The sequence below is a fragment of the Faecalibacillus sp. MSK20_93 genome (assembly GCF_020589945.1).
Taxonomy (GTDB): Bacteria; Bacillota_I; Bacilli_A; order Erysipelotrichales; family Coprobacillaceae; genus Faecalibacillus; species Faecalibacillus intestinalis.
The window spans coordinates 1-24,524 of record NZ_JAJDKA010000032.1 but is presented as its reverse complement, the minus strand read 5'-3'; the positions used below and the strand labels follow the sequence as shown (position 1 = coordinate 24,524).

Genomic DNA, 24,524 nt, shown 5'->3' with positions numbered 1-24,524 from the left:
CTTTTCTTTATAAAATATAAAACATCAAGTATAATATGTTTGAAGAAAGTAGGGGATAAAATGATAGCAGGTATAGAAGTTAATCTATCATTAATTTTAAACATTATTCGTACAATTATTGATTTATTATTAGTGTGGTATATTTTATATTTAGGAATTAGTATGTTTAAACAAAATATGAGAACGATGCAGTTATTTAAAGGGGTTCTCATTATTTTGTTAATTAAATTAGTAACAAGTGTTTTAGGACTTTCAACAATGTCTTATTTAGTAGATACGGTTTTGACTTGGGGAATTATTGCGGTAATTGTAATCTTTCAACCAGAAATTCGTTCATTACTTGAAAAAATGGGACAAACTAAAAGAGATTATCATATGGAACGTTTATCAAATGATCAAAAGGAACATTTGTTAGATGAAATTGTTGATTCAGTGACAAAGTTATCAGAAACACAAACAGGGGCTTTGATTACTTTTGAAAGAGGACAATCTTTAATAGATTATATTAATACAGGAACTAAAATCAATGCCGATATTAAATCAGAATTATTTAATACGATCTTTTGGGAAGGAACACCTTTACATGATGGGGCAGTTATTATTAAAGATGACCGTGTTGTTTGTGCAGCTGCCTTTTTCCCACCAACTCAAAAGGATCTTTCACCTATTTATGGGGCAAGACATCGTGCCGCTTTAGGAATAAGTGAAATTACTGATTCATTAACAGTTGTAGTTTCTGAAGAAACAGGAACGATTTCTTTTGCTATCAAAGGAGAACTTATTAAAATTCCAAGAAAGGAATTAAGAGCAAGCTTAGTTAATGAACTAGGTTGGTTTAAATCAGAAGATGAAGAAGGTGATGAAGATGAGTAAAAATAATCAAGAACATCGTGATTCAACAACTGATTTTTTCTTAAATTTTATTTCAAAAGAAAAAGAAAAACCAAAAACAGAAGAAAAACATATCACTCCTCAATCTATTAATGATGAAATAGATTTAAGGGGAAGAGCTTTTGTAAATGGTGCTATTAAAGTGATGAATTTTATTAATTCTACTTTAGATAGAATGTTACAATCAGGATTATCTTTAAAAATATTATCATTTATTTTAGCAACGATTTTACTATTTACAGTTAATGGAGGTAATTTTGAAAATTTATTTTCAACACCTAATTCAGGAGATTATATTCAACAAGTCCCTGTGAAAATAGAAAATTTACAAGATGATTTTGTTGTTGCTGGAATGCCAGAGACTGTAAGTGTAGGCTTAGTTGGTCCTTCTATTGATATTTATAATGCTAAATTGATGAAAAATTATGAAATATATGCTGATTTTTCGGGAATAGGGGAAGGTGAACAGACAGTAGAATTGAAATCAAGAAATTTCTCTAATGATTTAGAAGTTCTCATTGTTCCTCAAACAGTAACGGTAACAGTTTCACAAAAGGTAACTAAAACGTTTAGTTTAGGATATCGTTTTAAAAATGAAGATAGCTTAAAGGATAAACATTCTGTTTCAGTAGATAGTATTGAACATAGTGAAGTAGAAGTAAGGGGTTCACAAGATAATATTGATAATGTTTATTCTGTTGAAGCAATTATTGATTTAAAGGGAGTGACAGATTCGTTTACTCAAGAATGTAAAGTAAAGGCTTTTGATCGAAGTGGAAAAGCTTTAAATGTAAGTGTTATTCCTTCAATTGTTAAAGTGGATTGTTCATTGTCTAATTATAGTAAGACAGTTCCACTTGTACCTGAATATACAGGAAATGTGGCTAATGGATATGCAATAGATCAAATGACTTTTTCAAAAGATAAAGTAAAGATTTATGGTGATGAAAGTAAATTAAAGGATATTAATAATATTAAAGTTAAAGTGGATGTAAGTGATTTGGAAGAAGGTCGTACATTTAAAGACTTAAAATTGTTAAGTGTTTCAGGAGTTAATAAGATGTCATTTACTAAAGTGGATGGAACAATTACGCTTGTTCCTTCTGAACAAAGACAATTTACGGATATACCAATTCAAATAAAAAATGGCAAAGAAAGCAATGTTTCTATGTCAAGCGATACATGCAATTTAACAGTTATTGGTACAAGTAATCGTATTAATGCTCTTACAAATGATGACATTAAGGTCTATGTAGATGTCGTTGGGTTAAAAAAGGGTCGACATAATGTGAAATTAGAAGTAGAATTAAGTGACGAAACTTTAACATATCGTTTAGATAGCGATGAACAGATTCGCGTAAATATAAAGAAATAGGAGAGATTTAAAATGGGAAAATATTTCGGAACAGATGGCTTTCGTGGGGAAGCTAATAAAGATTTAACAGTTGAACATGCTTATAAAGTAGGAAGATACATTGGGTGGTATTTTGGAAGAAATAAAGATCATGCTCAAGTTGTTATTGGGAAAGATACAAGAAGAAGTTCTTATATGTTAGAATATGCACTTGTTGCTGGACTTACAGCAAGTGGTGCAGATGTTTCTTTAATGCATGTAACAACAACACCAAGTGTTGCTTATATTACAAGAACAGATGGTTTTGATTGTGGAATTATGATTTCTGCTTCACATAATCCATATTATGATAATGGAATTAAAGTTTTAGATTGTAATGGTCATAAAATGGATGCGAAGGTTGAAAATTTAATTGAACAATACATTGATGGTGAAGTAGATGAAATTCCATTTGCTACAAAAGATGAAATTGGATGTGCAACAGATTATTCAGTAGGTAGAAATAGATATTTAGGATATTTAATGTCTATTCCTACACGTGCTTTTAAAAATATTCGTGTTGGTTTAGATTGTGCTAATGGTGCTAGTTCTAATCTTGCTAAAAGTGTTTTCGATGCTTTAGGAGCAAAAACTTATGTGATTCATAGTGAACCAGATGGTTTAAATATTAATACAAATTGTGGTTCTACACATATTGAATCATTACAAGAACTAGTAAAATCTAAAGGATTAGATATTGGTTTTGCTTATGATGGTGATGCTGATCGTTGTTTAGCCGTTGATGAATTTGGAAGAGTTATTGATGGTGATTTAATTCTTTATGTTTGTGGTAAATATTTAAAAGAACATGGTGAATTATCTAATGATACAATTGTTACAACAGTTATGTCTAACTTAGGTTTATATAAAGCGTTAGATAAAGAAGGTATTAAATATGAAAAAACAGCTGTTGGAGATAAATATGTTAATGAAAACATGGTGAAAAATGGTCATTGTATTGGTGGAGAACAATCAGGACATATCATTTTCTCTAAACATGCCACAACAGGAGATGGTATTTTAACATCTTTAAAAATTATGGAAGCAGTTATTGAAAGCAAAAAAACATTAGCTCAATTAGTTGAACCTGTAACAATTTATCCTCAATTAATGAAAAATGTATATGTAAGAGATAAAAAAGAAGCTCAAAATGATGTTGAAGTACAAAAAGTCATTAAAGAAGTTGAAGATAAGTTAGGTGATGAAGGACGTGTTCTTGTTCGTGAATCAGGAACTGAACCGGTTGTACGTGTTATGGTTGAAGCGGATACAAATGAAAAATGTTTACAATCTGTAGATTATATCATTTCTAAAATGAAAGAACGCGGATTTGTTATTGAAAGATAAAATCACATATTATCACAAAATATTGCCATATATTATGGCAATATTTTAACTATAATAGGTCATAATAGAATAGGATACAAATGAGGTGAAGAAGATGTTATTTAAAATTAATATTATAGATGATGAAAAAAATCTAAATGATTTGGTAAGAACTTATTTAGAAAAAGAAGGCTATAGTGTTTGCTCATTTTATACGTATGATGAAGCTTTACTTCATAAAGATGATGATGTACATCTATGGCTTATAGATATTATGTTAGATAAGGCAAGTGGTTTTGAATTGTTTAATGAAATAAAGGCAAGTAAGCCTAAAATGCCAATTATATTTATGTCAGCTAGAGATCAAGAATTTGATCGTATTATTGGTTTAGAAAAAGGCTCAGATGACTATATTACAAAACCATTTAATATTAAAGAAGTTATTTTAAGAATTAATAATTTATTAAAACGTGCTTATGATAATCCATCTAAGATACAAATAGATGGTTATGATATTGATTTAGAAAAAAGAAGAGTCTTCTATAACAATAATGAAATCATTTTAACAACAAAAGAATATGATCTACTTGTTTACTTTTTAAATAACAAAGGATTAGCTATTTCAAGAGAACAAGTTTTATCAAAAGTATGGGACGAAAATTATTTTGGTAGTGATCGTGTCGTTGATGATACACTTCGAAGATTGCGTAAAAAAATGCCAGAAATTAATATTCGTACGATTTATGGATTTGGATATCGTTTAGATTAATGCTTACGAAATATTCTTTACAAAAACAACTTGTTATTATTTTTTCAATTATTGCGATAGGTGTTTTAGCAATTCTATTGCCTATTATTGATAACAACTTAACACATGTTATTGATAATGAAATGTACGATGTTTTGACACGCTCACAAAATGATTTTTACTCATATGATTTTTCTCCTGATTATGCAGGTTCAGATAAACAAATTTATCATTTTACTTATAACATTAATGAAGATACGCTTACAACAGCGCAAAATATTTCTGCTAAGAAATATCAAATATTAGATTATGTTTTTCAAAATGATCTTTATAAGATGGTTAAGAAAAATAAAAAGAAATTACAAGAAAAGGTTAAAATGCAAGACCAAACAGTATATTATCAAATTGTAAAAGCGGATGATTCTAATTATATTATTTCACTTGTTTATAGTGATTATTCTAAAACATTGATTAATAATCTAAAGGATCAAGTTATTGATATCTTTTATATTGCTTTTTTAATTATTGGACTTGCTTTGTTTATTTGGGTTTCATCTTTAATAAAACCATTAAAACTTATTAAAAATTATATAGATGATATAAAAAATGATAAAGAAAGTGAATTGCATATTCAAAGAGAAGATGAGATAGGTGTTTTATCTTCTTCATTAATAGAAATGAAAGAAGAGATAGATCGACAAAATGAAATTAAAGAAGAAATGATTCATAACATTTCTCATGATTTAAAAACACCCGTTGCTTTAATTCAAACATATGCTCAAAGTATTAAGGATGATATTTATCCTTATGGAGATAAAGATTCATCAGTGGATGTTATTTTAGAAAATACAGATCGGTTAGAAAAGAAAGTAAAAAGTTTACTATATTTAAATCGATTAGATTACATAAGTGGACAAATTGGAGATGAAACATGTTCAATGAAAGAATTGATTGAACATATTGTTTTCCAATTAACAGCTATGCATCCACAAATAGAAATTATTACAGATTTACAAGATTCATCTTTTAAAGGAAAAGATGATTATTGGCGTATTTGTATTGAAAATATTATAGAAAATGCTGCTCGTTATGTACACCATGAAATTAAAATTATTTTAAAAGATCAATATTTAGAAATATTTAATGATGGTGAACCTATAGATAATTCAAATCCTGAATCTTTATTTCAACCTTATGAAATAGGTCATAAAGGACAATTTGGTTTAGGATTATCTATTGTTTATAAAACAGTAACAATGTATGGATATAAAGTTGAAGCTGTTAATAGAGTTGATGGTGTAAGTTTTATTATTCAAAATAAAGATTAGTCGAATGATTAATCTTTTTTTTAAAAAGTGTTGCTTTTTTTGATAAAGAGTGGCACTATTTTAGAGTTATCAATTCTCAAAAATAGAGAAAAAGAGTATAATAAACTTTAAGGAGTGAGTAAAGATGAAAGTTGTTGTTGCTGCTGGAGGAACAGGTGGACATTTATACCCTGCTCTTGCATTAGTTGAATATATAAAAAAACAAGATCCAAATTCAAAATTTTTATTTATTGGAACAAAGGATCGTTTGGAATCTCAAGTTGTTCCCCAACTTGGATATGATTATGTTGGTTTAAATGTTAAAGGATTAGCGGGTAATCCTTTAAAGAAAGCTCATGCAGCTTTGTTATTTATTAAATCTATTGGAAAAGCAAAAAAAGTTATAAAAAAATTTAATCCTGATATTGTTGTTGGTTTTGGTGGATATCCAAGTGCTTCAGCTTTAGAAGCTGCTGCAAGTTTAAAAATTAAAACGATGATTCATGAACAAAACTCGATTATTGGTTTAACAAATAAAATTCTTATAAAAAAAGTAGATAAGATCATTTGTTGTTATCAAAAAGCGTATGAAGAATTTCCTCAAGAAAAAACACTATTGCTTGGAAATCCTCGTGCAAGTGTTGTCAGCCATGAAGTTCCTAAAGATATTTATGATAAATATGGTTTAGATAGAAATAAAAAAGTTGTTACGATTGTTATGGGATCATTAGGATCACAGACAGTTAATCAAACGATGAAGGAATCGATGAATCAATTTGTTGGTAAAGAATATCAAGTACTTTATGTTACTGGAAAACCTTATTATGAATCAATGAAAGATTATGAAAATGAAAACGTAAAAATCATCCCTTATGTTGATGATATGCCTTCTTTAATGCATGCGACAGATCTTATTGTTTCGCGTGCAGGAGCCAGTACCCTTGCCGAATTAACAGCTTTAGGCGTACCAGCTATTTTGATTCCTAGTCCTTATGTAGCAGCAAATCATCAAGAATATAATGCACGTGAATTAGAAAATAATCATGCTGCTAAAATGATTCTTGAAAAAGATTTAACAGGAGAAAAATTGATTTCTACAATTGATAGTGTTATTAATGATCAAACTGCACTTCAAATTTTAACAGAAAACGCTAAAAAGTTAGGAAAGCCAAATGCAGTTGAAGACATGTATCAAGAAATTATTTCGATGTTAGGAGACTAATGATGAAGTTTGAAAAATATTATGAAGAACTTAAACAATTAGATGTTGGAACAGTTCTTAAAGATGAACCGTTATATAAACATACAACTTATCGTGTAGGTGGGCCAGCAAAATTATTTATAAAAGCTCAAAATGTCGATGAGTTGATTGAAGTGATAAAGTATTGTCGTAAGCATCGTATTCAACTTTTTGTTATTGGAAGAGGTTCAAATTTATTATTTTCAGATAAAAGTTTTGAAGGAATTATTATTTCCCTTGAAGATATGAATCAATACCATGTCAATGGGAGCGAAGTAACTGCCCAATGTGGTGTTACAATGATTAAACTTGCTTATGATTGTGCTAAAATTGGTTTGAGTGGTTTTGAATTTATGGGAGGAATTCCTGGAAATATCGGTGGTGGTATTTTTATGAATGCAGGGGCCTATAAATCATGTTTAAGTGAAGTTGTTAAATCAGTAAAAGTATTAGATGAATGTTTAAAAGTGGTTGAATTATCTAAAGATGAAATGGATTTTTCATATCGACATTCTATCATTCAAGACCATCCTAAATGGATTGTCTTGGAAGCTACTTTTGTTTTGGAAAATAAAAGTGTTGAAGAAATTAATGAAACTTTAGATAAAAGAAAAGAAAGAAGAATGTCTACGCAACCTTGGAATAAACCAAGTGCAGGAAGTGTTTTTAGAAATCCAGAAGGTGCAGCTGCATGGAAATATATTGATGATGCAGGTCTTAGAGGTTATGAAATTGGTGGAGCACAAGTTTCTCCAAAACATTCTAACTTTATTGTAAATAATGGTTATGCTTCTGCTAAGGATATTCATGATTTGATTTTTTATGTCCAAAAAACTGTTCAAGAAAAGTATGGTGTTTTATTAAAACCAGAAGTACGTTTTATTAATTGGGAGTCTTAAGATGACAACGTATGTATATAATGAACATGATGAAAATCAAGTGTTAACAATGAGAAATAAATTAAAAAAGAAAAAAAGAAAAAGAAGAATTAATTTTGTACTTATTGTTTTGTTTTTGATATTTTTAGTGATTTTTTTATTTGGAGATATGTCTAAAGTAAAAAAAATAACTGTTTCAGGATGTCATTTGACTTCTGCTGAAGAGATTATTGAACGATTACCGGTTAAATCTAAACAAACTTATTTTTTTAAAGTAAATAAAAAACAGGTTGAAACAGAGGTTGAAAAAATGATCTTTGTTGAAAAAGCAACTGTAACGAAAGATTTGATAGGGAATATAAAGATAAGAATTAAAGAAAACAATGCTTCTTTATATGGCTATATTAATAATATTTTATATGTTGCAGATCAAAATGGAATTTTTGAACAAGATCAACAACAAAAATGGATTTCTTATGTACAACGTTGTCCACAAATGATGAATTTTGACGAAGAACATTTCCAATCATTTGTGAAAGCATATGTCAAATTACCATCAGTTGTTCAAAATCAAATCTCTAGTATTGTCTTTGAACCTGATGAAAAAGATCAAACCAAATGTAAGTTGGAACTTGATGATGGTAAGGTTTTTTATGTACGTATTGAAGACATGGAAAAACAACTTACATCAACAAATTATTACTTGGTTATTCAAAGTTATCCTGATTATAAATACTATGATTATTTAGGAAAAAATGTCTATGTATACAATTAAATAGTGTATGAAAAAAGCTACGTGTTTGAAACTAAAACCTTTAAATATCGTAGCTTTTATGATAATATAATGGTATATGTAGTAAGGGGAGATAGACATGAATGAAGTTTATGCAGTATTGGATATAGGTAGTGCTTCAATTGAATTGTTAGTTGGTGAAATTATCAATTCTAATTTACATGTTCTTTTTTCTAAAAAGGTCCCTAGTCATGGTGTAAAAAAAGGCATCATTGAAGATGAAAATTTATTAGTAAATGATATCAAAGGAGTTGTTCAAGAAGCTAATGATTTTCTAGATGGAGAAATCAAAGCAGTTGGTCTTACAATCCCTACTATTCGTTCTAAACTTTATCAAAGTAATAGTAGTGTATCACTTAGTGATCATGATAAGATTTCTAAGGATGATATTGTAAGAGGTTTGAAACTTTCTACTAAATTCAAAAAATCTCATGAAGAAGAGGTGGTTTGTGTAATACCAGTTCGCTTTAATGGTGATTTTGGAATTAGTCAAGTACCTCCTATAGGAGAAGCTTCAAGAAATTTAATTATTGATACATTGATTATTACTTCACAAAAACAGATTTTATATCCATATATTATGGCTGTTGAAAAGGCAGGTTTAGAAATTATGGATATTTGTATCAATGCCTTTGCGTGTGCAAAGGAAGCTTTTGATGCAGTTTATCTTCAAGAAGGTGCATTGATTATTGATATGGGATATAAAACGTCAACAATATCTTTCTACAAGGATGGATATTTAAAATATTTAACAGTATGTTCAGTTGGGGGTTATAATTTGACTCGAGCAATTGCTCAACATTTACAAATTTCTATGAATCAAGCTGAAACATATAAAGTCAAATATGGTTCTTTGGATTATACTGTTGGACAAGAGGATATTATTCATACAACTGAGCTTCCAGATGGTCGTAAAGATTATACACAAAAAGATTTTGCGGGTATTTTAGAAGAAGCTGCAGTTGATATGTTAAATGTTATTAAAGAAAAAATGGGTGTTATCGATAATGGACAACATTATGAAACACTGATTGTTGGTGGCGGAGGAGAACTTGAGCTACTAGATAAAGTTGCTGGTCGTGTTTTAGAAGGTCCAGTGAGAGTTTATCGTCCAGATATTATTGGTATTAGAGATATGGCATTTGTTTCTTCTGTAGGAATGATTTTTTATATGTCTGATCGTGCTAAATATCTTGGTCCTTATGAAACATCTGTTGTTTTACCGGATATTTCTAATACAATGGCTGTGAGATTTAAAGGACTTACGAAAGTAAAAGATACAAAAGAGAAAACTGGAAGATTTAGTAGATTACTAGATACTTTCTTTGGTGAAGAAGAATAGATAAAAGAGAGGGTAAATCATGAACGAAGAATTAGATTTTGAACAAGTTGCAAAAATAAAAGTAATCGGTGTTGGTGGCGGAGGAAACAACGCTGTTAACCGCATGGTTGAAGAAGGCGTTAGAGGAGTAGAATTCTTTGTCGCAAATACAGATGTACAAGTATTACGTCGTTCGCCTGTAGAAAATAAAATTGTTTTAGGAAAAGATTTAACAAAAGGTTTAGGAGCAGGAGGTAATCCAGAAGTAGGAAAGAAAGCTGCTTTAGAATCTGAAGGAGATATTAGAACTGCCCTTGAAGGTGCAGATATGGTTTTCATTGCTGCTGGTATGGGGGGTGGAACTGGTACTGGTGCAGCACCTGTTTTCGCTAAGATTGCTCGTGAATTAGGAGCACTAACAGTAGGTGTTATTACTAAACCATTTACTTTTGAAGGAATGAAACGTAAAAAACAAGCAATCGAAGGTATTGATGAATTACGTTCTAATGTAGATAGTATTATTGTGGTTTCAAATGACCGTTTATTACAACTAATTGGTGGACGTCCAATGCAAGAAGCATTTAGAGAAGCTGATAATGTATTAAGACAAGGTGTTCAAACAATTACTGATTTAATTGCTGTTCCTGCATTTATCAACCTTGACTTTGCAGATATCTGTGCAGTTATGAAAAATAGAGGAAATGCGTTAATTGGTATTGGTATGTCATCAGGAGATGATAAAGCAAAAGAAGCTGCAAAACGTGCAATTTCTTCACCTTTATTAGAAGTTTCCGTAGCAGGTGCTAAAGACGCTATTATTAACGTTACAGGTGGACCAAATATTTCATTATATGATGCTAATATTGCTCTTGAAACAATTACTCAAGAAGTTGGAGATGACATTAATACTTATTTAGGTATTGCTATTAATGAAAACTTAGATGATGAAATTATTGTTACTGTTATCGCAACAGGATTCGAGGAAGAAAAGGAAGAAGTAACTGTCCAACCTTCAGTAGCAAGACCTTTAGGTGAAGAACCTCAAACTTTTGAATCATATGATGATGACGAAGATGATGATGATGGTTTTCCACCAGCATTTATCAAAAATAGAAGAATTTAATAAGATGAGCTAACGATGTTAGCTCATTTTTATAAAGGGGGAAATTTAAATGAAAATTGGATTTATAGGATTAGGGAATATGGCCGGGACAATTTGCCAAGGTCTTATTAAAAGTGATTTTATTGATGGTAGTGAGGTATATGGATATGATATAAATAGTCAACAGCTGATGATGTTTGAACAAGATTTTGGTATTCATGTATGTTCAAGTGAACAAGACGTTGTTAAAAATTGTGATTATTTGGTGATGGGGGTCAAACCAAATGTCGTAGAAAGTGTTATTTCAAAAATAAAATCAGTCATTGATCAACAAGTGATCGTTTCAATTGTTGCTGGTTATGGAAATGATAAATATGAAGAATTATTACCGGGAACACATCACTTAACAATTATGCCAAACACACCAGCTAAGGTATTAGAAGGAACGACTTTATTTGAAAAAGACAATACTTTAACAGCTGAAGAATTAAATTATGTACAAACAATGTTTGAAAGCATTGGTGAGGTTTATCTTATTGAAAATTATCAAATGGTTGCCGGTGGTGCTTTAAGTGGTTGTGGACCAGCTTTTGTTTATATGTTTATTGAAGCTTTAGCAGATGGTGTAGTCTTAAATGGTTTGCCTCGTGATTTAGCTTATAAGCTTGCCAGCCAAACTGTTTTAGGAAGTGCAAAAATGGTTAAAGAGACGCAATTACATCCAGGTATTTTAAAAGATCAAGTTTGTTCTCCAGGTGGTATTACGATTCAAGGTGTTAAGGCTTTAGAAGAAAATAATTTTAGAAACGCTGTGATGGAAGCAATCGATCGTTCAAAAAAATAATGTGTAGAAAGTATGGATTTTTGTCCATACTTTTTTAAATGTCCAATCTTTTTTGACATCTTTTTTACTTGCCATCATATATGATGATAAAGGGGTAAGCAAGATGGAGGTCTATGTTGAATTAACTTATTGTATGAATGGTATCTTATTTATCATGACTTATGAAATGATTTCATTATTGCTTAATATTAATTGGTCATTTTTGAAAATCCTTTTCTTGAGTTTTTTAAGTAATATATCGATTGTTCTCATTTATATAGACTATTTACCATATATAAGTTTTTTATACTGGATTGTCCTTTTTTTATTTATTTTTAAAAAACAATTTTTCTTATATTTTCCAGTTTTTTTAATTGTTTATTTTTCAATACTATTCTTTATCAATACCCTAATAAAAGAATCATTTATATACAACGGAATCTTGATTACTCCCATAAATTATAAAGATATAGTTATTGTTGTTATGACATGTGTTTTTTTAATTATTGAAACAATTTATTTAATTTATGCAAAAAGAAAAATAAAACCAAAAGATGATCTATATGATGTAACACTTATTTTTAATAATAAGATTTATCATCTTTCAGGGTTTTTAGATAGTGGTAATCATGCAAACTATCTAGGTTATCCACTTATTTTTATTAAAAAAAGTAAAATTGATACTTATCAACAATTAGATACATTGATTATTGATGGCTTAAAAAAAAGAAAAATAGATATTATTTTAGTTGATCAAGTTTTAGTAAATAAGCAATCTTTAAGAAATGTTTATATAGGTGTATTGGATGAATTAGATTATGATTGTTTATTAAATAAAGAATTGATGGGAGGGATTATTTGATGTGGCAAATGATTAGACAGTTTTTAAATACAAAACAGTATCTTTATTATATAGGAAGACATGATATTTTACCGCCTCCTTTAAAAGGTCAACAAGAAAAGGAAATAATTGAAAAAGCAGTTTCTGGGGATCAAAAAGCAAGAGATTTATTGATTGAACATAATTTAAGATTGGTTGTTTATGTTGCTAAAAGATATGACAATAGCGCCAATTGTCCTTTGGAAGATTTAATTAGTATTGGCACAATTGGTTTAGTAAAAGCAATCAATACTTTTAAGGCAGATAAAAATATTAAACTTGCTACGTATGCTTCAAGGTGTATTGAAAATGAAATACTTATGTACTTAAGAAAAAATAATAAGATTCGTTATGAGATTTCTTTAGATGAACCTTTAAATATTGATTATGATGGTAATGAGTTATTATTAGGAGATATCGTAGGAACTGATGATGATCTTGTTGAACAAGAAATGTTGAAAAGTGATCAAAAGAAAATTTTTTATGAAGCTTTAAAAGAATTAAATGAAAGAGAAAAAGAAATATTGATTTTAAGATATGGTTTATCTAATAATGATGAATTGACACAAAAGGATGTTGCTGATTTATTAGGTATTTCACAATCTTATATTTCTAGATTAGAAAAAAAGATTATAAAAAAATTAAGAAGTCAATTAAATTATGATGAAGTGAAATAGTATATTTTTATCAAAAAAAGCCACACTAATTTTGGTGATTATTGTGGAAAAAGAAAGTTTTATGAGCGCTATCCCTATTCAAAAAACACTTTCTAAAGAAGAATTATATACATTGATTCAAAATTATCAAAAGAATCATGATCAAAAAAGTAAAGAAATGATTATTCTTTCTAATACAAAATTAGTGTTATCTTTAATGAAAAGATTTTACCAAAAATCAAATCATTATGAAGATCTGTTTCAAGTAGGCATTGTTGGTCTAATAAAAGCAGTCGATCATTTTGATACCAATTATCAATTACAGTTTTCAACGTATGCAGTTCCTTTGATCATTGGTGAAATGAAACGTTATTTAAGAGATAATACACAAGTTAAGATTTCTAGACCAATCAAGGATTTAGCTTATGCTATTTTAAAAGAAAAGGAAAAATATTTAAATCAATATCAAAGAGAACCAACGATTCAAGAATTATCACAAAATTTAAATATTGAAAAACAAAATATTATAGAGGCAATGCAATCTACTCAAAGCATTGCTTCTTTCCAAGATGTTGTAGGAAATGATGATCAAAATGAATTATCATTATCAGATATTGTCTCACTTGATCCAGAAACATTGAAACATTATCATGATCACCTTGATTTAAAAAATGCCTTTGATTGTTTAAATCAAAGAGAAAAGAAAGTAATTCAAGAAAGATACTATCAGGGTTATTCGCAATGTGAAATAGCAGATGAGCTTTTTGTATCACAAGCGCAAATTTCTCGAATTGAAAAAAAAGCTTTAGAAAAATTACATAAAAAATTAGTCTAAAGCATATTTTATAGGGGTGATCGTATGAGATTTGTATCATTACAATCAAAAGATGTGATTAATGTTTATGATGGTAAAAAAATAGGGTATATTGCGGATATTGAATTAGATTGGTGTCAAAAATGTATACGTGCTTTAATTGTCGAAAAAATGAATTTTTTTCATTTTTTTTGTTTTTTTAAAGAGCCTCCTGTCTTAGTTATTCCGATTGAATGTGTGATTTCTTTAAAAGGCGATGTGATTTTAGTGAATATTGAACAGGTTTAGCTAGATTTCCTTGTTGATACCTTTGATAATCAATAAATGTATGGTATAATATTGAGGAAATAAAAGGAGGATGACTTCATGGGTTACGGTGAAAAAGTAAAAAAATGGTTTTTCGATGAAGATGGGGATGGAGAAGATATTGCTGAAGATTATGATGCTGTAGAGGTTGATACTGAACCTAAAACAAGCTTATTTGAACAAGCAAAATTTTCTAAAACAAGCGAAGCTGTGAAATCATTAAATATGAATAAAGATAGTCATTTAGTTTTATTTGAACCACGTTCATTTGGAGAAACTCAAGATATTGCAAATTATTTAAAAACAAAAAAAGCAACAGTTGTTAATTTACATCGTTTACAAAAAGATCAAGCTAAACGTGTTGTTGATTTCTTAAGTGGTGTTATTTACGCTATTGAAGGTGACATTCAAAGAATTGGACCAAAAATTTTCTTATGTACACCTCGTAATATTTCTGTTGCAGGAACAATTGATCTAGATGAAGATGAACAAGAACAAGAAGATTAAAAAGTATGGTTTCCATACTTTTTTAAGTTATGTTTGAACATTTTAAAGGGGAAGAAGTCTTTGTAAAAAAGGTACTTGATTATTTGGATCAAGTACAATATAAACAAAGACTTATTTTAACGCAATTTTTAGATCCGTATCATCAATCAATTGTTAAAAGTGTTATTGGGCATCAAGATGAAGTTCAAGTTTTAGAAAATGGTGGTTTTATTCATAGTGAAAGTCAAAGAATGATTATTGCTCCTTATTTTTATGAAATAGAAAAGGAAGATTTTGAAATCGTTGTTTGTAAGATTATTTATGCAAAAAATTTTGAAAAATTAACACATCGAGATATTTTAGGTGCTTTAATGTCTTTAGGAATTAAAAGAGAGTTATTTGGAGATATTGTTGAAAAAGACAAAGGTTTTTATTTAGCTGTTGATCGACATATTTATGAATATTTAAAAGATCATTTATCAATGATTAAAAGAAGTAAAGTAAAGTTTGTTGAATGGGATGAAGAAATAGAAGTAAAAAATGATTATTTAGTAAAATCATTTATTGTATCTTCATTTCGATTAGATAAGATCATTTCTTCTTTTTATAAAATTTCAAGACAAAAAGCAGCAGAATTTATTCGTGCTGGTCATGTAAAAGTTAATCATAAACCGGTTGAACAAATAAATTATTTATGTAATAATAAAGACATAATATCATTCAAAAAGCATGGTAGAGTGATGTTTGTTGATTGTAATAAACAAACACGCTCTGATAATTATGTGGTTGAAGGGTATTTTTATAAGTAGGGAGTGAACATGATGTCATTGAAAAAACAAGTATTTGGTTATAATAAGTCACAAGTTGATGAATTGATCAATGAAAAAGATAATGAAATAAAACAGTTGAATGATCAAATTAAAAAATTACAAGAAGATTATCAACAATTAGAACATCAAAAATCATTATTGCAGCATCGTGTAAACATCCAAGAACAAACAAATGAAGAAATTGCACGTCTTGCATTAAAAGAAGCAAGCGAACTTATTGACAAAGCGAAAAAGAATGCTAATATGATACTGAGCGAATCGCTAGAGTATGTTCGTTCGTTGTCTGGTGAGATGAGCGACTTTAAGGCGCAAGCTGTTAAATTTAGAGCTTCGGTAGAAAAAATGTCAAAAGATATCCTTGAGTCTATTGATCAATCTGAAGTTTACAATTTAATTAATGAAGATAAATACGATGAAGGAGACAGTTTATAATTAGAGTTTTAAGAGAGCTGATGGTTGGTGTAAATCAGTAACAAAGATTATAATGTATCACTCTGGAGTAGCCCTTTGAATTAAGTAGAAGGTGACGTTAATCGCGTTAAGATTTCAAGAGCGTATGAAAATACGAATTAAGGTGGTACCGCGATCACATCGTCCTTAGGATGATGTGTTTTTTTATTTTTAAAGAGAGGAAAGAAAAAATGAATTACAAAGACACATTATTAATGCCAAAAACTGACTTTGAAATGCGTGGAAACTTACCAAAAAAAGAACCTAAGTATGTAGAACGTTGGCAAGAAAACGACATGTATAACAAAGTTATCCAACAAAACGAAGGAAAAGACAGCTTTGTCTTCCATGATGGTCCTCCATATGCTAATGGAAATATGCACATGGGACATATGTTAAACAAAGTCATCAAAGACGTTATTTGTCGTTATAAAAATATGAATGGTTTCTATACACCATATATTCCTGGATGGGATACTCATGGTTTACCAATTGAAAATGCTATTCAAAAATTAGGTGTTAATCGTAAAGAAATGCCTACAGCTAAATTTAGAGAAAAATGTGACGCTTATGCTCATGAACAAGTAAATAAACAAATGGAACAATTGATCCGTATGGGAACATTTGCGGATTACAAACATCCTTATTTAACATTACAACATGAATTTGAAGCAAGACAAATTGAAGTGTTCGCTAAAATGGCGATGGATGGATTGATTTTCAAAGGATTAAAACCAGTATACTGGTCACCATCAAGTGAATCTGCTTTAGCTGAAGCTGAAGTTGAATATCATGATATCAAATCACCAACAATTTTTGTTAAATTCCAAGTTAAAGATGGTAAAGGAGTCTTAGATAATGATGTTAATTTCGTTATTTGGACAACTACTCCTTGGACAATTCCTGCTAACTTAGCAATCTGCTTAAATGCTTCTTATAACTATGCATTAGTAGAAACTGAAAAAGGAAAATTAATTGTCTTAGATACTTTAGTTGATGAATTAATGGCTAAATTTGAAATTACTGATTACAAAGTTGTTAATCATTATAAAGGATCTGAATTAGAATATATTACATGCCAACATCCGTTATATGATAGAGAATCATTAGTTATCTTAGGAGATCACGTAACAGCTGATTCTGGTACTGGATGTGTTCATACTGCACCTGGATTTGGGGCAGACGACTTCTTTGTAGGTCAAAAATATAACTTACCAGCTTATTGTAACGTTGATGAACATGGTTGTATGATGGAAGATTGTGGTGAATGGTTAGCTGGTCAATATGTTGATGACGCTAATAAAACAGTAACTATGAAATTAGATGAAATTGGAGCTTTATTAAAACTTGAATTCATCACACACAGTTACCCACATGATTGGCGTACTAAAAAACCTATTATCTTTAGAGCAACTGATCAATGGTTCTGTTCATTAGATAAAATCAGAGATAAATTATTGAGTGAAATTGATAATGTTAACTGGTTAAATGAATGGGGACACATCAGAATCTATAACATGATTAGAGATCGTGGAGACTGGTGTATTTCACGTCAACGTACTTGGGGTGTACCAATTCCTATTTTCTATTGTGAAGATGGAACTCCAATTATTGAACAAGAAGTATTTGATCATATTTCTGAATTATTTAGAGAACATGGTTCAAATGTTTGGTTTGAAAGAGATGAAAAAGATTTATTACCTGAAGGATATACAAATGAACATTCACCAAATGGTATCTTCAAAAAAGAAAAAGATATCATGGATGTATGGTTTGACTCAGGAAGTTCACATACAGGTGTGATGGTAGAAAGAGGATTTAATTATCCAGTAGATCTTTATTTTGAAGGTAGTGACCAATATCGTGGATGGTTCAACTCATCATTAATTATCGGTGTTGCTGCTCATGGTAAAGCTCCTTATAAAACTGTCTTATCACATGGTTTCGTATTAGATGGTAAAGGAAATAAAATGTCTAAGTCATTAGGAAATACAGTAGATCCTATTAAACTTGTTAACCAATATGGTGCTGATATCGTAAGATTATGGGCTACTTCTGTTGCTTATCAACAAGATGTTCGTATTTCTGATGAAATCATGAAACAAGTGGCTGAAGGATATCGTAAAATCCGTAATACCATGAGATTCGTTTTAGGTAACTTAAATGACTTCAAAGCAAGTGATTTAGTAGAAATCAAAGATTTACCTGGTGTTGATCAATATATGTTAGCTAAATTAAATGAATTAATGAAAGCTTATGATGAAGCTTATGCAAATTATGACTTTGCAACAGCCAACCAAGAAATCTTGAATTACTTTACAAATACTTTAAGTTCATTCTATATGGATTTCACAAAAGATATCTTATACATTGAAGATGCAAATTCTCCACGTAGAAGACAAGTTCAAACTGTTTTATATCATCATGCTAAAACAATGATGAAATTATTATCAACAGTACTTGTATTTACTGCTGAAGAATTACATGATCATTTCCATTGTGATGAAACTAAAGCAGAATCTATCTTCTTAGAACCAAAATATGAATTATTTGATATTGAAAATGAAGAAGAAGTTTTAGCTTATTTTTCTAAATTTATGGAAGTAAGAAAAGATGTTTTAAAATCTATGGAAGGTTTAAGAAATGAAAAATTAATTAAATCGAACATGGAAACAAAAGTAACATTATCTTTAAAAGATGAATATAAAGATATTGCTAACTTAAAAGATGATTTAAAACAATTATTTATTGTGGCTAAAGTTGAATTAGTTGATGATACAACTTTAGAAGAATATGAAACTAGCTACATTAAAGTTGAAAAATTCAACGGTGTACAATGTCCAAGATGTTGGAACTATTTCGATGAAGATGAAATGAATGGTGAATTATGTTCACGTTGTGCAAGTGTAGCTCATCGTGTAGCTGAATAGCAGATAACAGGATGTATCGAAAGATACATCCTTTTCTTTTTAAAAAACAATTTTGTAATGAAAAATAAAGCGAACTATGTTATTATTTACGAGATTGTAGGTGAGGGAGTATATGAAAAAAGAAATATTAGGTAAATGTATGCTATTAATGTCTGCTCTTATTTGGGGAAGTTCTTTTATTGTTATGAAAAATGCTGTGGATTTTATTTCTCCATTTACGCTATTATGTATACGTTTTGTGTTAAGTACAATTTTCATTTCTATTTTATTTTTTAATAAAATAAAAAAAATCAAAAAACAAGATCTATTAGGTGGTTTTTTAGCAGGGCTAGCCTTATTTAGTGCTTTTTCAATTCAAACATTTGGTTTGCAATTGACAACACCTGGTAAAAATGCTTTTTTAACAGCCGTATATTGTACGATTGTTCCTTTATTAAGTTGGCTTTATTTTAAAAAGAAACCCGATAAAGCACAAATATTTGCGGCTATCCTTTGTTTTATTGGAGTTGGTTTTGTTTCTTTAGATAGTTCCTTAAAGGTGAATTTAGGTGATCTTTATACTTTGATTGGTGGTTTTTTATATGCTGTTCATATTATTGTGTGTGAAAAAGCAATGAAAAAGACATCTCCAATTATTATTACTGCCTTACAATTTGCATTTGCTTCTATTTTTTCATTTATAGCAGCCTCTTTATTTGAAGATATTTCAGTTGTTTTCCATATTGATTCAAGTATTTATCTTCAAATCTTATATCTGGCATTTTTTGCAACTACATTATGTTATTTATTTCAAAATGTGGGACAAAAATTTGTTAATGAAAATATAGCAGCATTATTATTAAGCTTAGAATCTGTTTTTGGAGTTTTCTTTTCCATATTATTTGGACAAGAAATAATGACACTTCAAATTGGATTAGGATTTATGATTATTTTTATTTCGGTTTTGATATCAGAAACAAAGTTATCTTTTTTACATAGGGGAGGAAAACAATGATTAAAAAATTACTTACAATAACTTTATCATTGATGATGATTTTTACATCATTCGTACCAGTTTTCGCTGAAGGGGAAGAAGTCAATATTGTAGGACAATATGGAATTGTCATCGATAAAGATACCGGACAAGTTTTATACAATAAAAATGCCCATGATAAAATGTATCCAGCAAGTATTACAAAAATTTTAACATGTATTGTTGCTATTGAAATGTTAGATGATTTAGATAAAACAGCCACTATTACTCAAAGTGATATAGATACAGTTTGGGAAACAGGAGCTACTTCTGCAGACTTTACTGTCGGAGAAGTTGTCACTTATAGAGATATGTTGATGGGAGCAATGTTACCTTCAGGTGCAGATGCTTGTCGTGCTCTAGCTAATAATACGTGTGGTAGTCAAGAAAAGTTCGTTGAAAAAATGAATCAATTGGTAAACAAATTAGGATTAAAAGATTCTCATTTTGTAAATACAACAGGAATTCATGATGATGATCATTATACAACAGCTTATGATATGGCTAAAATTACCCAATATGCTTTAAAAAATAAAAAATTTGTTGAAGTCTTTGATAGATATCAATATACGTCAAGTGATGGTCAACATCAATGGGTCAAAAAAGTTATTTATAAAAGTAAAAGAGACCATATTGATACATCAATGATTGAAGGCTGTAAAAGCGGTTACACAAGTAAAGCCCAAAGTACTTTATCTAGTTTATTGAATATTGATGATCATCATTATGTTTGTGTTGTTGGCTTTTCTAAAAATAGTGATGGTTATAATCATTGTACAGTAAATGATACCCTTGCTTTAGGTAATTATGTAAAAGATCATTATTCAGTTGCGAATATTATTAAAAAAGATGCAAAAATGAATTCTGTTAAAATAAAAAATGGTCAAACAAATAAAGTTGATGTCATCACAGAAAAAGATATCGAAGCTGTTTTACCAAATAATTACAATCCATCTGATTTAAAATATAAATATCATTTAAAAGATTTAACAGCTCCTGTTAAAAAAGATCAAAAAGCAGGAACAATGGATGTTTATTATCGAGATACTAAATTAGAAACAATTTCACTTAATACAACACAAGCAGTAGATGAAAGTGGTTCTGTTGTTTTTATGAGAAAAATGAAAAATGTTGTTTTACCATGTGTAATGGCAGTTGTCATCATTCTTGTGGTTTTATTATTAGTAAGAAAAATCATGATTAAACAAAGACGTAAAAAAAGACGTCAACAAAGAAATCGTAGAAAGTAGGGAAACCTACTTTTTTACTTATATATGCTTAATTATTATACGTATATATAAGTAAATATATTGACATATACTTACATATACGTATAATATAAGCGAGAGGTGAGTGATATGACTTATAAATGCGTATTTAGCGATATTGATGGAACATTATTGAATTCAAAACATCAAATAAGTGAAAAAACAAAAAAGAAAGTACAACAGTTAGCTATACAAAATATTCCTTTTATTCTTGTTTCAGCGAGAATGCCTAAAGGAATGCATTATTTTTTAGATGAATTACAAATAAAGGCACCAATGGTAAGTTATAGTGGAGGTTTGATTTTAGATGAAAATCAAAAAGTAATCTATTCAAAAGGATTTTCAGTAGAAATGGCGAAAAGACTTTATAAATATATTAAATATTATTATCAAATTCCTGTTAGTTTTTATGTTGAGAATCATTGGATGGTCGATGAAATAGATGAAGGAATTGAAGAGGAAAGCATTATTACAGGGTTGAAACCTGAAAAATTGGATTTAAATGGAGTTAAAAAGGTTCATAAATTATTAGTGATTGCTGAAGCAGGAATTGTTGATCGTTTAGAAATGAGCTTAAAAGAAAAATTTAGTGGTTTAAAGATTTATAAATCAAAAGATACTTATTTAGAAATTATGGATGAATCGGTATCAAAATCCAGTGCAATTCAATTTTTATGTGATAAAATGAAAATAGGTCTTCATCAAACAGTTTCTTTTGGAGATAACTATAATGATTTAGATATGCTTCTTTTAACAGGAAAAGGATTTGCGATGGCTAATGGAGCGCAAGGTGTTTTAGAAAGTATTCCAACACATACGCTTTCTAATGATGAAGATGGAATCGTTTATGCATTAGATAATTTAGTAGGTGAATAAGGTGTATCAAGAAGAAAGAATTTATAAAATATTAGAAATATTAAAAGCTAAAAAGACAATGACCAATCAAGAAATTATGGATCAATTTCATATTTCTAGAGATACAGCAAGAAGAGATATTGTTCGTCTTGTAAATGAAAATTTGGCAGTTAGAACACATGGTGGTATTACATTAAATGATGTACATCAAATTGGAAGTTATCAAACAAGAAAACAAGAAAATGAAGAGATAAAAAATGAAATTGGCAAAACTGCTGTTTCTTTGATTGAAAATAACAAAGTGATCTTTTTTGATACTTCAACGACTGTTGCAGCTTTATGTCAATATGTAGAAAGTGATATAGAAGCTTATAGTCATTCTTTAGATAATATTGAAATATTATCGAATCATTGTTTATGTCAGATGATTGGTGGAACTTACTTTAAAAAGAATCGTTATATGTATGGAAGTCAAACGTTGAATATGATTGATCAAATTTATTTTGATTTAGCTTATGTAGCAGCAGCAGCTGTGATGGAAGATGGTATTTATGTTGAAGAATTTGAAGATGCTATGATTAAAAAAAAGGTAGCAAGTCGAAGTCAAAAAGTTTGCTTAGTTGTAGATCATAGTAAATTTAATAAAAAAAGTTCTTATAAAGCTTTAGCTTTTCAAGATATTGATGTTCTTGTTGCTGATTGGTTACCTGATACTTATCGAGAAAAGATAGAACAAGCAGGATGTCAAATAATATATACAAAAGAAAAGTAGATTCGTATGAATCTACTTTTTAGCAAGCATTTTATCAAAAAAATAACCGATTACTCTAAAAATCATGGCTAAACCAAAGATAGATAAAGCACCAATTGTTTCATATTTATGGAAAAGGAATGTACATAAAAAATATGTAATGATTCCTAATGCTGCTCCTAAACCTGTTAATAATGTCATGAAAACATCTTTTTGTTGTTGTTTCATAATTTCACCTCAAGAACTATTCTAACATAACAAAAACCAATAAACAATAAATAGAAGTTGTGCTATAATCTAGATAAAGTGAAAGGGGAAGTCTATGTATAATACGTTGATTTTTGATTTAGATGGAACACTTGTAGATTCAATAGAAGATTTAGCTTTATCTACAAATATATTAATGGAAGAAAATCATTTTCCTACCTATGATTTAGATACATATAAACAATTTGTAGGAAATGGTGTTGATAAATTAATAGAGCGTGCTTTACCTGAAAAATATAAAAAAGATGTGAGAAAATATCGTGCACGTTTTGATGAAATTTATAAAGAAAATTGTTTAAAACATACAAAACCTTATTCAGGAATGAAAGAATTAATTGATGAACTTTATCATCAAGGGTATAAATTAGCAGTTGTAACGAATAAACCAAAAATAAATGCAGTAACAATTGTAAATCATTTATTTCCTGGTAAATTTATGTATGTTTTTGGAAATACAGTTTATCAACCAAAAAAACCACATCCTTGTTTAGTACAACTAGCTATGCAGTTAATGGAAAGTAATAAAAATGAAACATTGATGATTGGTGATAGTAATGTAGATATTGAAACAGCCATCAATGCTAAAATTAAATCTGTAGGGTGTGAATGGGGCTTTAGAGGAAAAGAAGAACTTGTTCAAGCTGGAGCAACTTATACTGTTTCTAAACCAAGTGATATTAAGGACATTCTAAAATGATTGCAGTATCGAGATGTTTAATTGGTGAAAATTGTACATATGCTGGAAAGAATAATCTTTGTAAGGAAATAAAGGAACTTTATGATCAAGGTTTAGTATTACCACTTTGTCCAGAAGTCTTAGGTGGTTTACCAATTCCTAGAACACCTTGTGAAGTTATTGGAGAAAAAGTGATTGATCAAAAAGGAATTGATCGTACAAAAGAATATACACAAGGTGCTAAAATTGCTTTAGATAAATGTTTAGAAAAAAATATTAAAATAGCTGTTTTAAAAGCTAAAAGTCCAAGCTGTGGAAAAAATCATATTTATGATGGAACATTTTCACATCAGCTTGTTGAAGGTGATGGTATTTTTGTACAGGTGTTAAAAGAAAAAGGAATTGCAGTTTATAGTGAAAATGAAGTAACAGAGGTTTTAAAATTAATAAATGGAGGAAAGTAAAAATGGGACATATTTTATGGGTAGAACCTGTATTTAAAGAAATGATTTGGGGAGGAA

General features: G+C 29.2%; 26 protein-coding genes and 1 other annotated feature. Of the genes, 25 read left to right on the top strand and 1 reads right to left on the bottom strand.

What is annotated here, in order from left to right; translation table 11 throughout:
* Positions 1-60: 60 nt before the first annotated feature.
* From cdaA to LJD34_RS09945, 23 genes are all read left to right on the top strand, one after another.
* A complete protein-coding gene (gene cdaA, locus LJD34_RS10055; protein WP_032090665.1) occupies positions 61-873 on the top strand; it encodes a diadenylate cyclase CdaA in 813 nt (270 codons plus the stop codon).
* Complete coding sequence (locus LJD34_RS10050) at positions 866-2,266, top strand: YbbR-like domain-containing protein (protein ID WP_227359792.1); 1,401 nt, start codon at positions 866-868, stop codon at positions 2,264-2,266. The genes cdaA and LJD34_RS10050 overlap by 8 nt, the downstream gene beginning before the upstream one ends.
* 12 nt (positions 2,267-2,278) lie before the next feature.
* On the top strand, positions 2,279-3,631 hold the full coding sequence (gene glmM / locus LJD34_RS10045; RefSeq protein WP_032090663.1) for a phosphoglucosamine mutase: 1,353 nt from the start codon (positions 2,279-2,281) through the stop codon (positions 3,629-3,631).
* Between the two features lie 94 nt (positions 3,632-3,725).
* The gene (locus tag LJD34_RS10040) at positions 3,726-4,379 is read left to right on the top strand and encodes a response regulator transcription factor (protein WP_022001805.1); all 654 of its coding nucleotides are present in this window, start codon (positions 3,726-3,728) and stop codon (positions 4,377-4,379) included.
* Complete coding sequence (locus LJD34_RS10035; protein ID WP_227359791.1) at positions 4,379-5,686, top strand: histidine kinase dimerization/phospho-acceptor domain-containing protein; 1,308 nt, start codon at positions 4,379-4,381, stop codon at positions 5,684-5,686. Before LJD34_RS10040 ends, LJD34_RS10035 begins: the two co-directional genes overlap by 1 nt.
* Before the next feature lie 124 nt (positions 5,687-5,810).
* A complete protein-coding gene (gene murG / locus LJD34_RS10030; RefSeq protein ID WP_032090661.1) occupies positions 5,811-6,887 on the top strand; it encodes an undecaprenyldiphospho-muramoylpentapeptide beta-N-acetylglucosaminyltransferase in 1,077 nt (358 codons plus the stop codon).
* Positions 6,888-6,889: 2 nt separating this feature from the next.
* Positions 6,890-7,804, top strand: coding sequence for a UDP-N-acetylmuramate dehydrogenase (gene murB / locus LJD34_RS10025; RefSeq protein WP_227359790.1), 915 nt, complete (start codon positions 6,890-6,892; stop codon positions 7,802-7,804).
* 1 nt (position 7,805) lies between these two features.
* Positions 7,806-8,558, top strand: coding sequence for a cell division protein FtsQ/DivIB (locus LJD34_RS10020; RefSeq protein WP_227359789.1), 753 nt, complete (start codon positions 7,806-7,808; stop codon positions 8,556-8,558).
* Between the two features lie 97 nt (positions 8,559-8,655).
* Positions 8,656-9,918, top strand: coding sequence for a cell division FtsA domain-containing protein (locus LJD34_RS10015; RefSeq protein ID WP_032090658.1), 1,263 nt, complete (start codon positions 8,656-8,658; stop codon positions 9,916-9,918).
* A 19-nt stretch (positions 9,919-9,937) separates the two neighbouring features.
* The gene (gene ftsZ, locus LJD34_RS10010) at positions 9,938-11,020 is read left to right on the top strand and encodes a cell division protein FtsZ (protein WP_032090657.1); all 1,083 of its coding nucleotides are present in this window, start codon (positions 9,938-9,940) and stop codon (positions 11,018-11,020) included.
* A 49-nt stretch (positions 11,021-11,069) separates the two neighbouring features.
* Positions 11,070-11,843, top strand: a complete 774-nt coding sequence (proC, locus tag LJD34_RS10005) for a pyrroline-5-carboxylate reductase (RefSeq protein ID WP_227359788.1) — start codon at positions 11,070-11,072, stop codon at positions 11,841-11,843.
* A gap of 421 nt (positions 11,844-12,264) precedes the next feature.
* A complete protein-coding gene (locus LJD34_RS10000; RefSeq protein ID WP_227359787.1) occupies positions 12,265-12,684 on the top strand; it encodes a sigma-E processing peptidase SpoIIGA in 420 nt (139 codons plus the stop codon).
* Positions 12,684-13,379, top strand: a complete 696-nt coding sequence (locus tag LJD34_RS09995) for a sigma-70 family RNA polymerase sigma factor (RefSeq protein WP_022001796.1) — start codon at positions 12,684-12,686, stop codon at positions 13,377-13,379. The genes LJD34_RS10000 and LJD34_RS09995 overlap by 1 nt, the downstream gene beginning before the upstream one ends.
* A 43-nt stretch (positions 13,380-13,422) precedes the next feature.
* A complete protein-coding gene (locus LJD34_RS09990; protein WP_227359786.1) occupies positions 13,423-14,193 on the top strand; it encodes a sigma-70 family RNA polymerase sigma factor in 771 nt (256 codons plus the stop codon).
* A gap of 24 nt (positions 14,194-14,217) precedes the next feature.
* A complete protein-coding gene (locus tag LJD34_RS09985) occupies positions 14,218-14,460 on the top strand; it encodes a PRC-barrel domain-containing protein (protein ID WP_022001794.1) in 243 nt (80 codons plus the stop codon).
* Positions 14,461-14,538: 78 nt separating this feature from the next.
* A complete protein-coding gene (locus LJD34_RS09980; protein ID WP_227359785.1) occupies positions 14,539-14,985 on the top strand; it encodes a cell division protein SepF in 447 nt (148 codons plus the stop codon).
* A gap of 29 nt (positions 14,986-15,014) precedes the next feature.
* Positions 15,015-15,773, top strand: a complete 759-nt coding sequence (locus LJD34_RS09975) for an RNA-binding protein (protein WP_329992084.1) — start codon at positions 15,015-15,017, stop codon at positions 15,771-15,773.
* A gap of 12 nt (positions 15,774-15,785) precedes the next feature.
* Positions 15,786-16,226 carry a DivIVA domain-containing protein gene (locus tag LJD34_RS09970; RefSeq protein WP_227359783.1) on the top strand — a complete coding sequence of 147 codons (441 nt, stop codon included), beginning with the start codon at positions 15,786-15,788 and terminating at the stop codon, positions 16,224-16,226.
* Positions 16,198-16,396 (top strand) — a binding site (T-box leader). Its footprint overlaps the gene before it by 29 nt.
* A 39-nt stretch (positions 16,397-16,435) precedes the next feature.
* Positions 16,436-19,174: an isoleucine--tRNA ligase gene (gene ileS / locus LJD34_RS09965; protein WP_147580289.1), complete on the top strand. Its 2,739-nt coding sequence runs from the start codon at positions 16,436-16,438 to the stop codon at positions 19,172-19,174.
* A 112-nt stretch (positions 19,175-19,286) separates the two neighbouring features.
* Positions 19,287-20,168, top strand: coding sequence for a DMT family transporter (locus LJD34_RS09960; RefSeq protein ID WP_117480619.1), 882 nt, complete (start codon positions 19,287-19,289; stop codon positions 20,166-20,168).
* Entirely contained in the window at positions 20,165-21,436 is a 1,272-nt protein-coding gene (locus LJD34_RS09955; RefSeq protein ID WP_119363800.1) for a D-alanyl-D-alanine carboxypeptidase family protein, read from the top strand. Before LJD34_RS09960 ends, LJD34_RS09955 begins: the two co-directional genes overlap by 4 nt.
* A gap of 108 nt (positions 21,437-21,544) precedes the next feature.
* Positions 21,545-22,330 (top strand): Cof-type HAD-IIB family hydrolase, encoded by a 786-nt coding sequence (locus LJD34_RS09950; protein ID WP_147580288.1) that lies wholly within the window; start codon positions 21,545-21,547, stop codon positions 22,328-22,330.
* Position 22,331: 1 nt separating this feature from the next.
* Positions 22,332-23,081: a DeoR/GlpR family DNA-binding transcription regulator gene (locus tag LJD34_RS09945; RefSeq protein WP_227359782.1), complete on the top strand. Its 750-nt coding sequence runs from the start codon at positions 22,332-22,334 to the stop codon at positions 23,079-23,081.
* Between the two features lie 12 nt (positions 23,082-23,093).
* Here LJD34_RS09945 and LJD34_RS09940 read toward each other — a convergent pair whose 3' ends face one another.
* Positions 23,094-23,288: a hypothetical protein gene (locus LJD34_RS09940; RefSeq protein WP_032090646.1), complete on the bottom strand. Its 195-nt coding sequence runs from the start codon at positions 23,286-23,288 to the stop codon at positions 23,094-23,096.
* Positions 23,289-23,382: 94 nt separating this feature from the next.
* Here LJD34_RS09940 and LJD34_RS09935 point away from each other — a divergent pair, with 94 nt between their 5' ends.
* Positions 23,383-24,024: an HAD family hydrolase gene (locus LJD34_RS09935; RefSeq protein WP_032090645.1), complete on the top strand. Its 642-nt coding sequence runs from the start codon at positions 23,383-23,385 to the stop codon at positions 24,022-24,024.
* Entirely contained in the window at positions 24,021-24,467 is a 447-nt protein-coding gene (locus LJD34_RS09930) for a DUF523 domain-containing protein (protein WP_032090644.1), read from the top strand. Before LJD34_RS09935 ends, LJD34_RS09930 begins: the two co-directional genes overlap by 4 nt.
* The last annotated feature ends 57 nt before the right edge of the window (positions 24,468-24,524 follow it).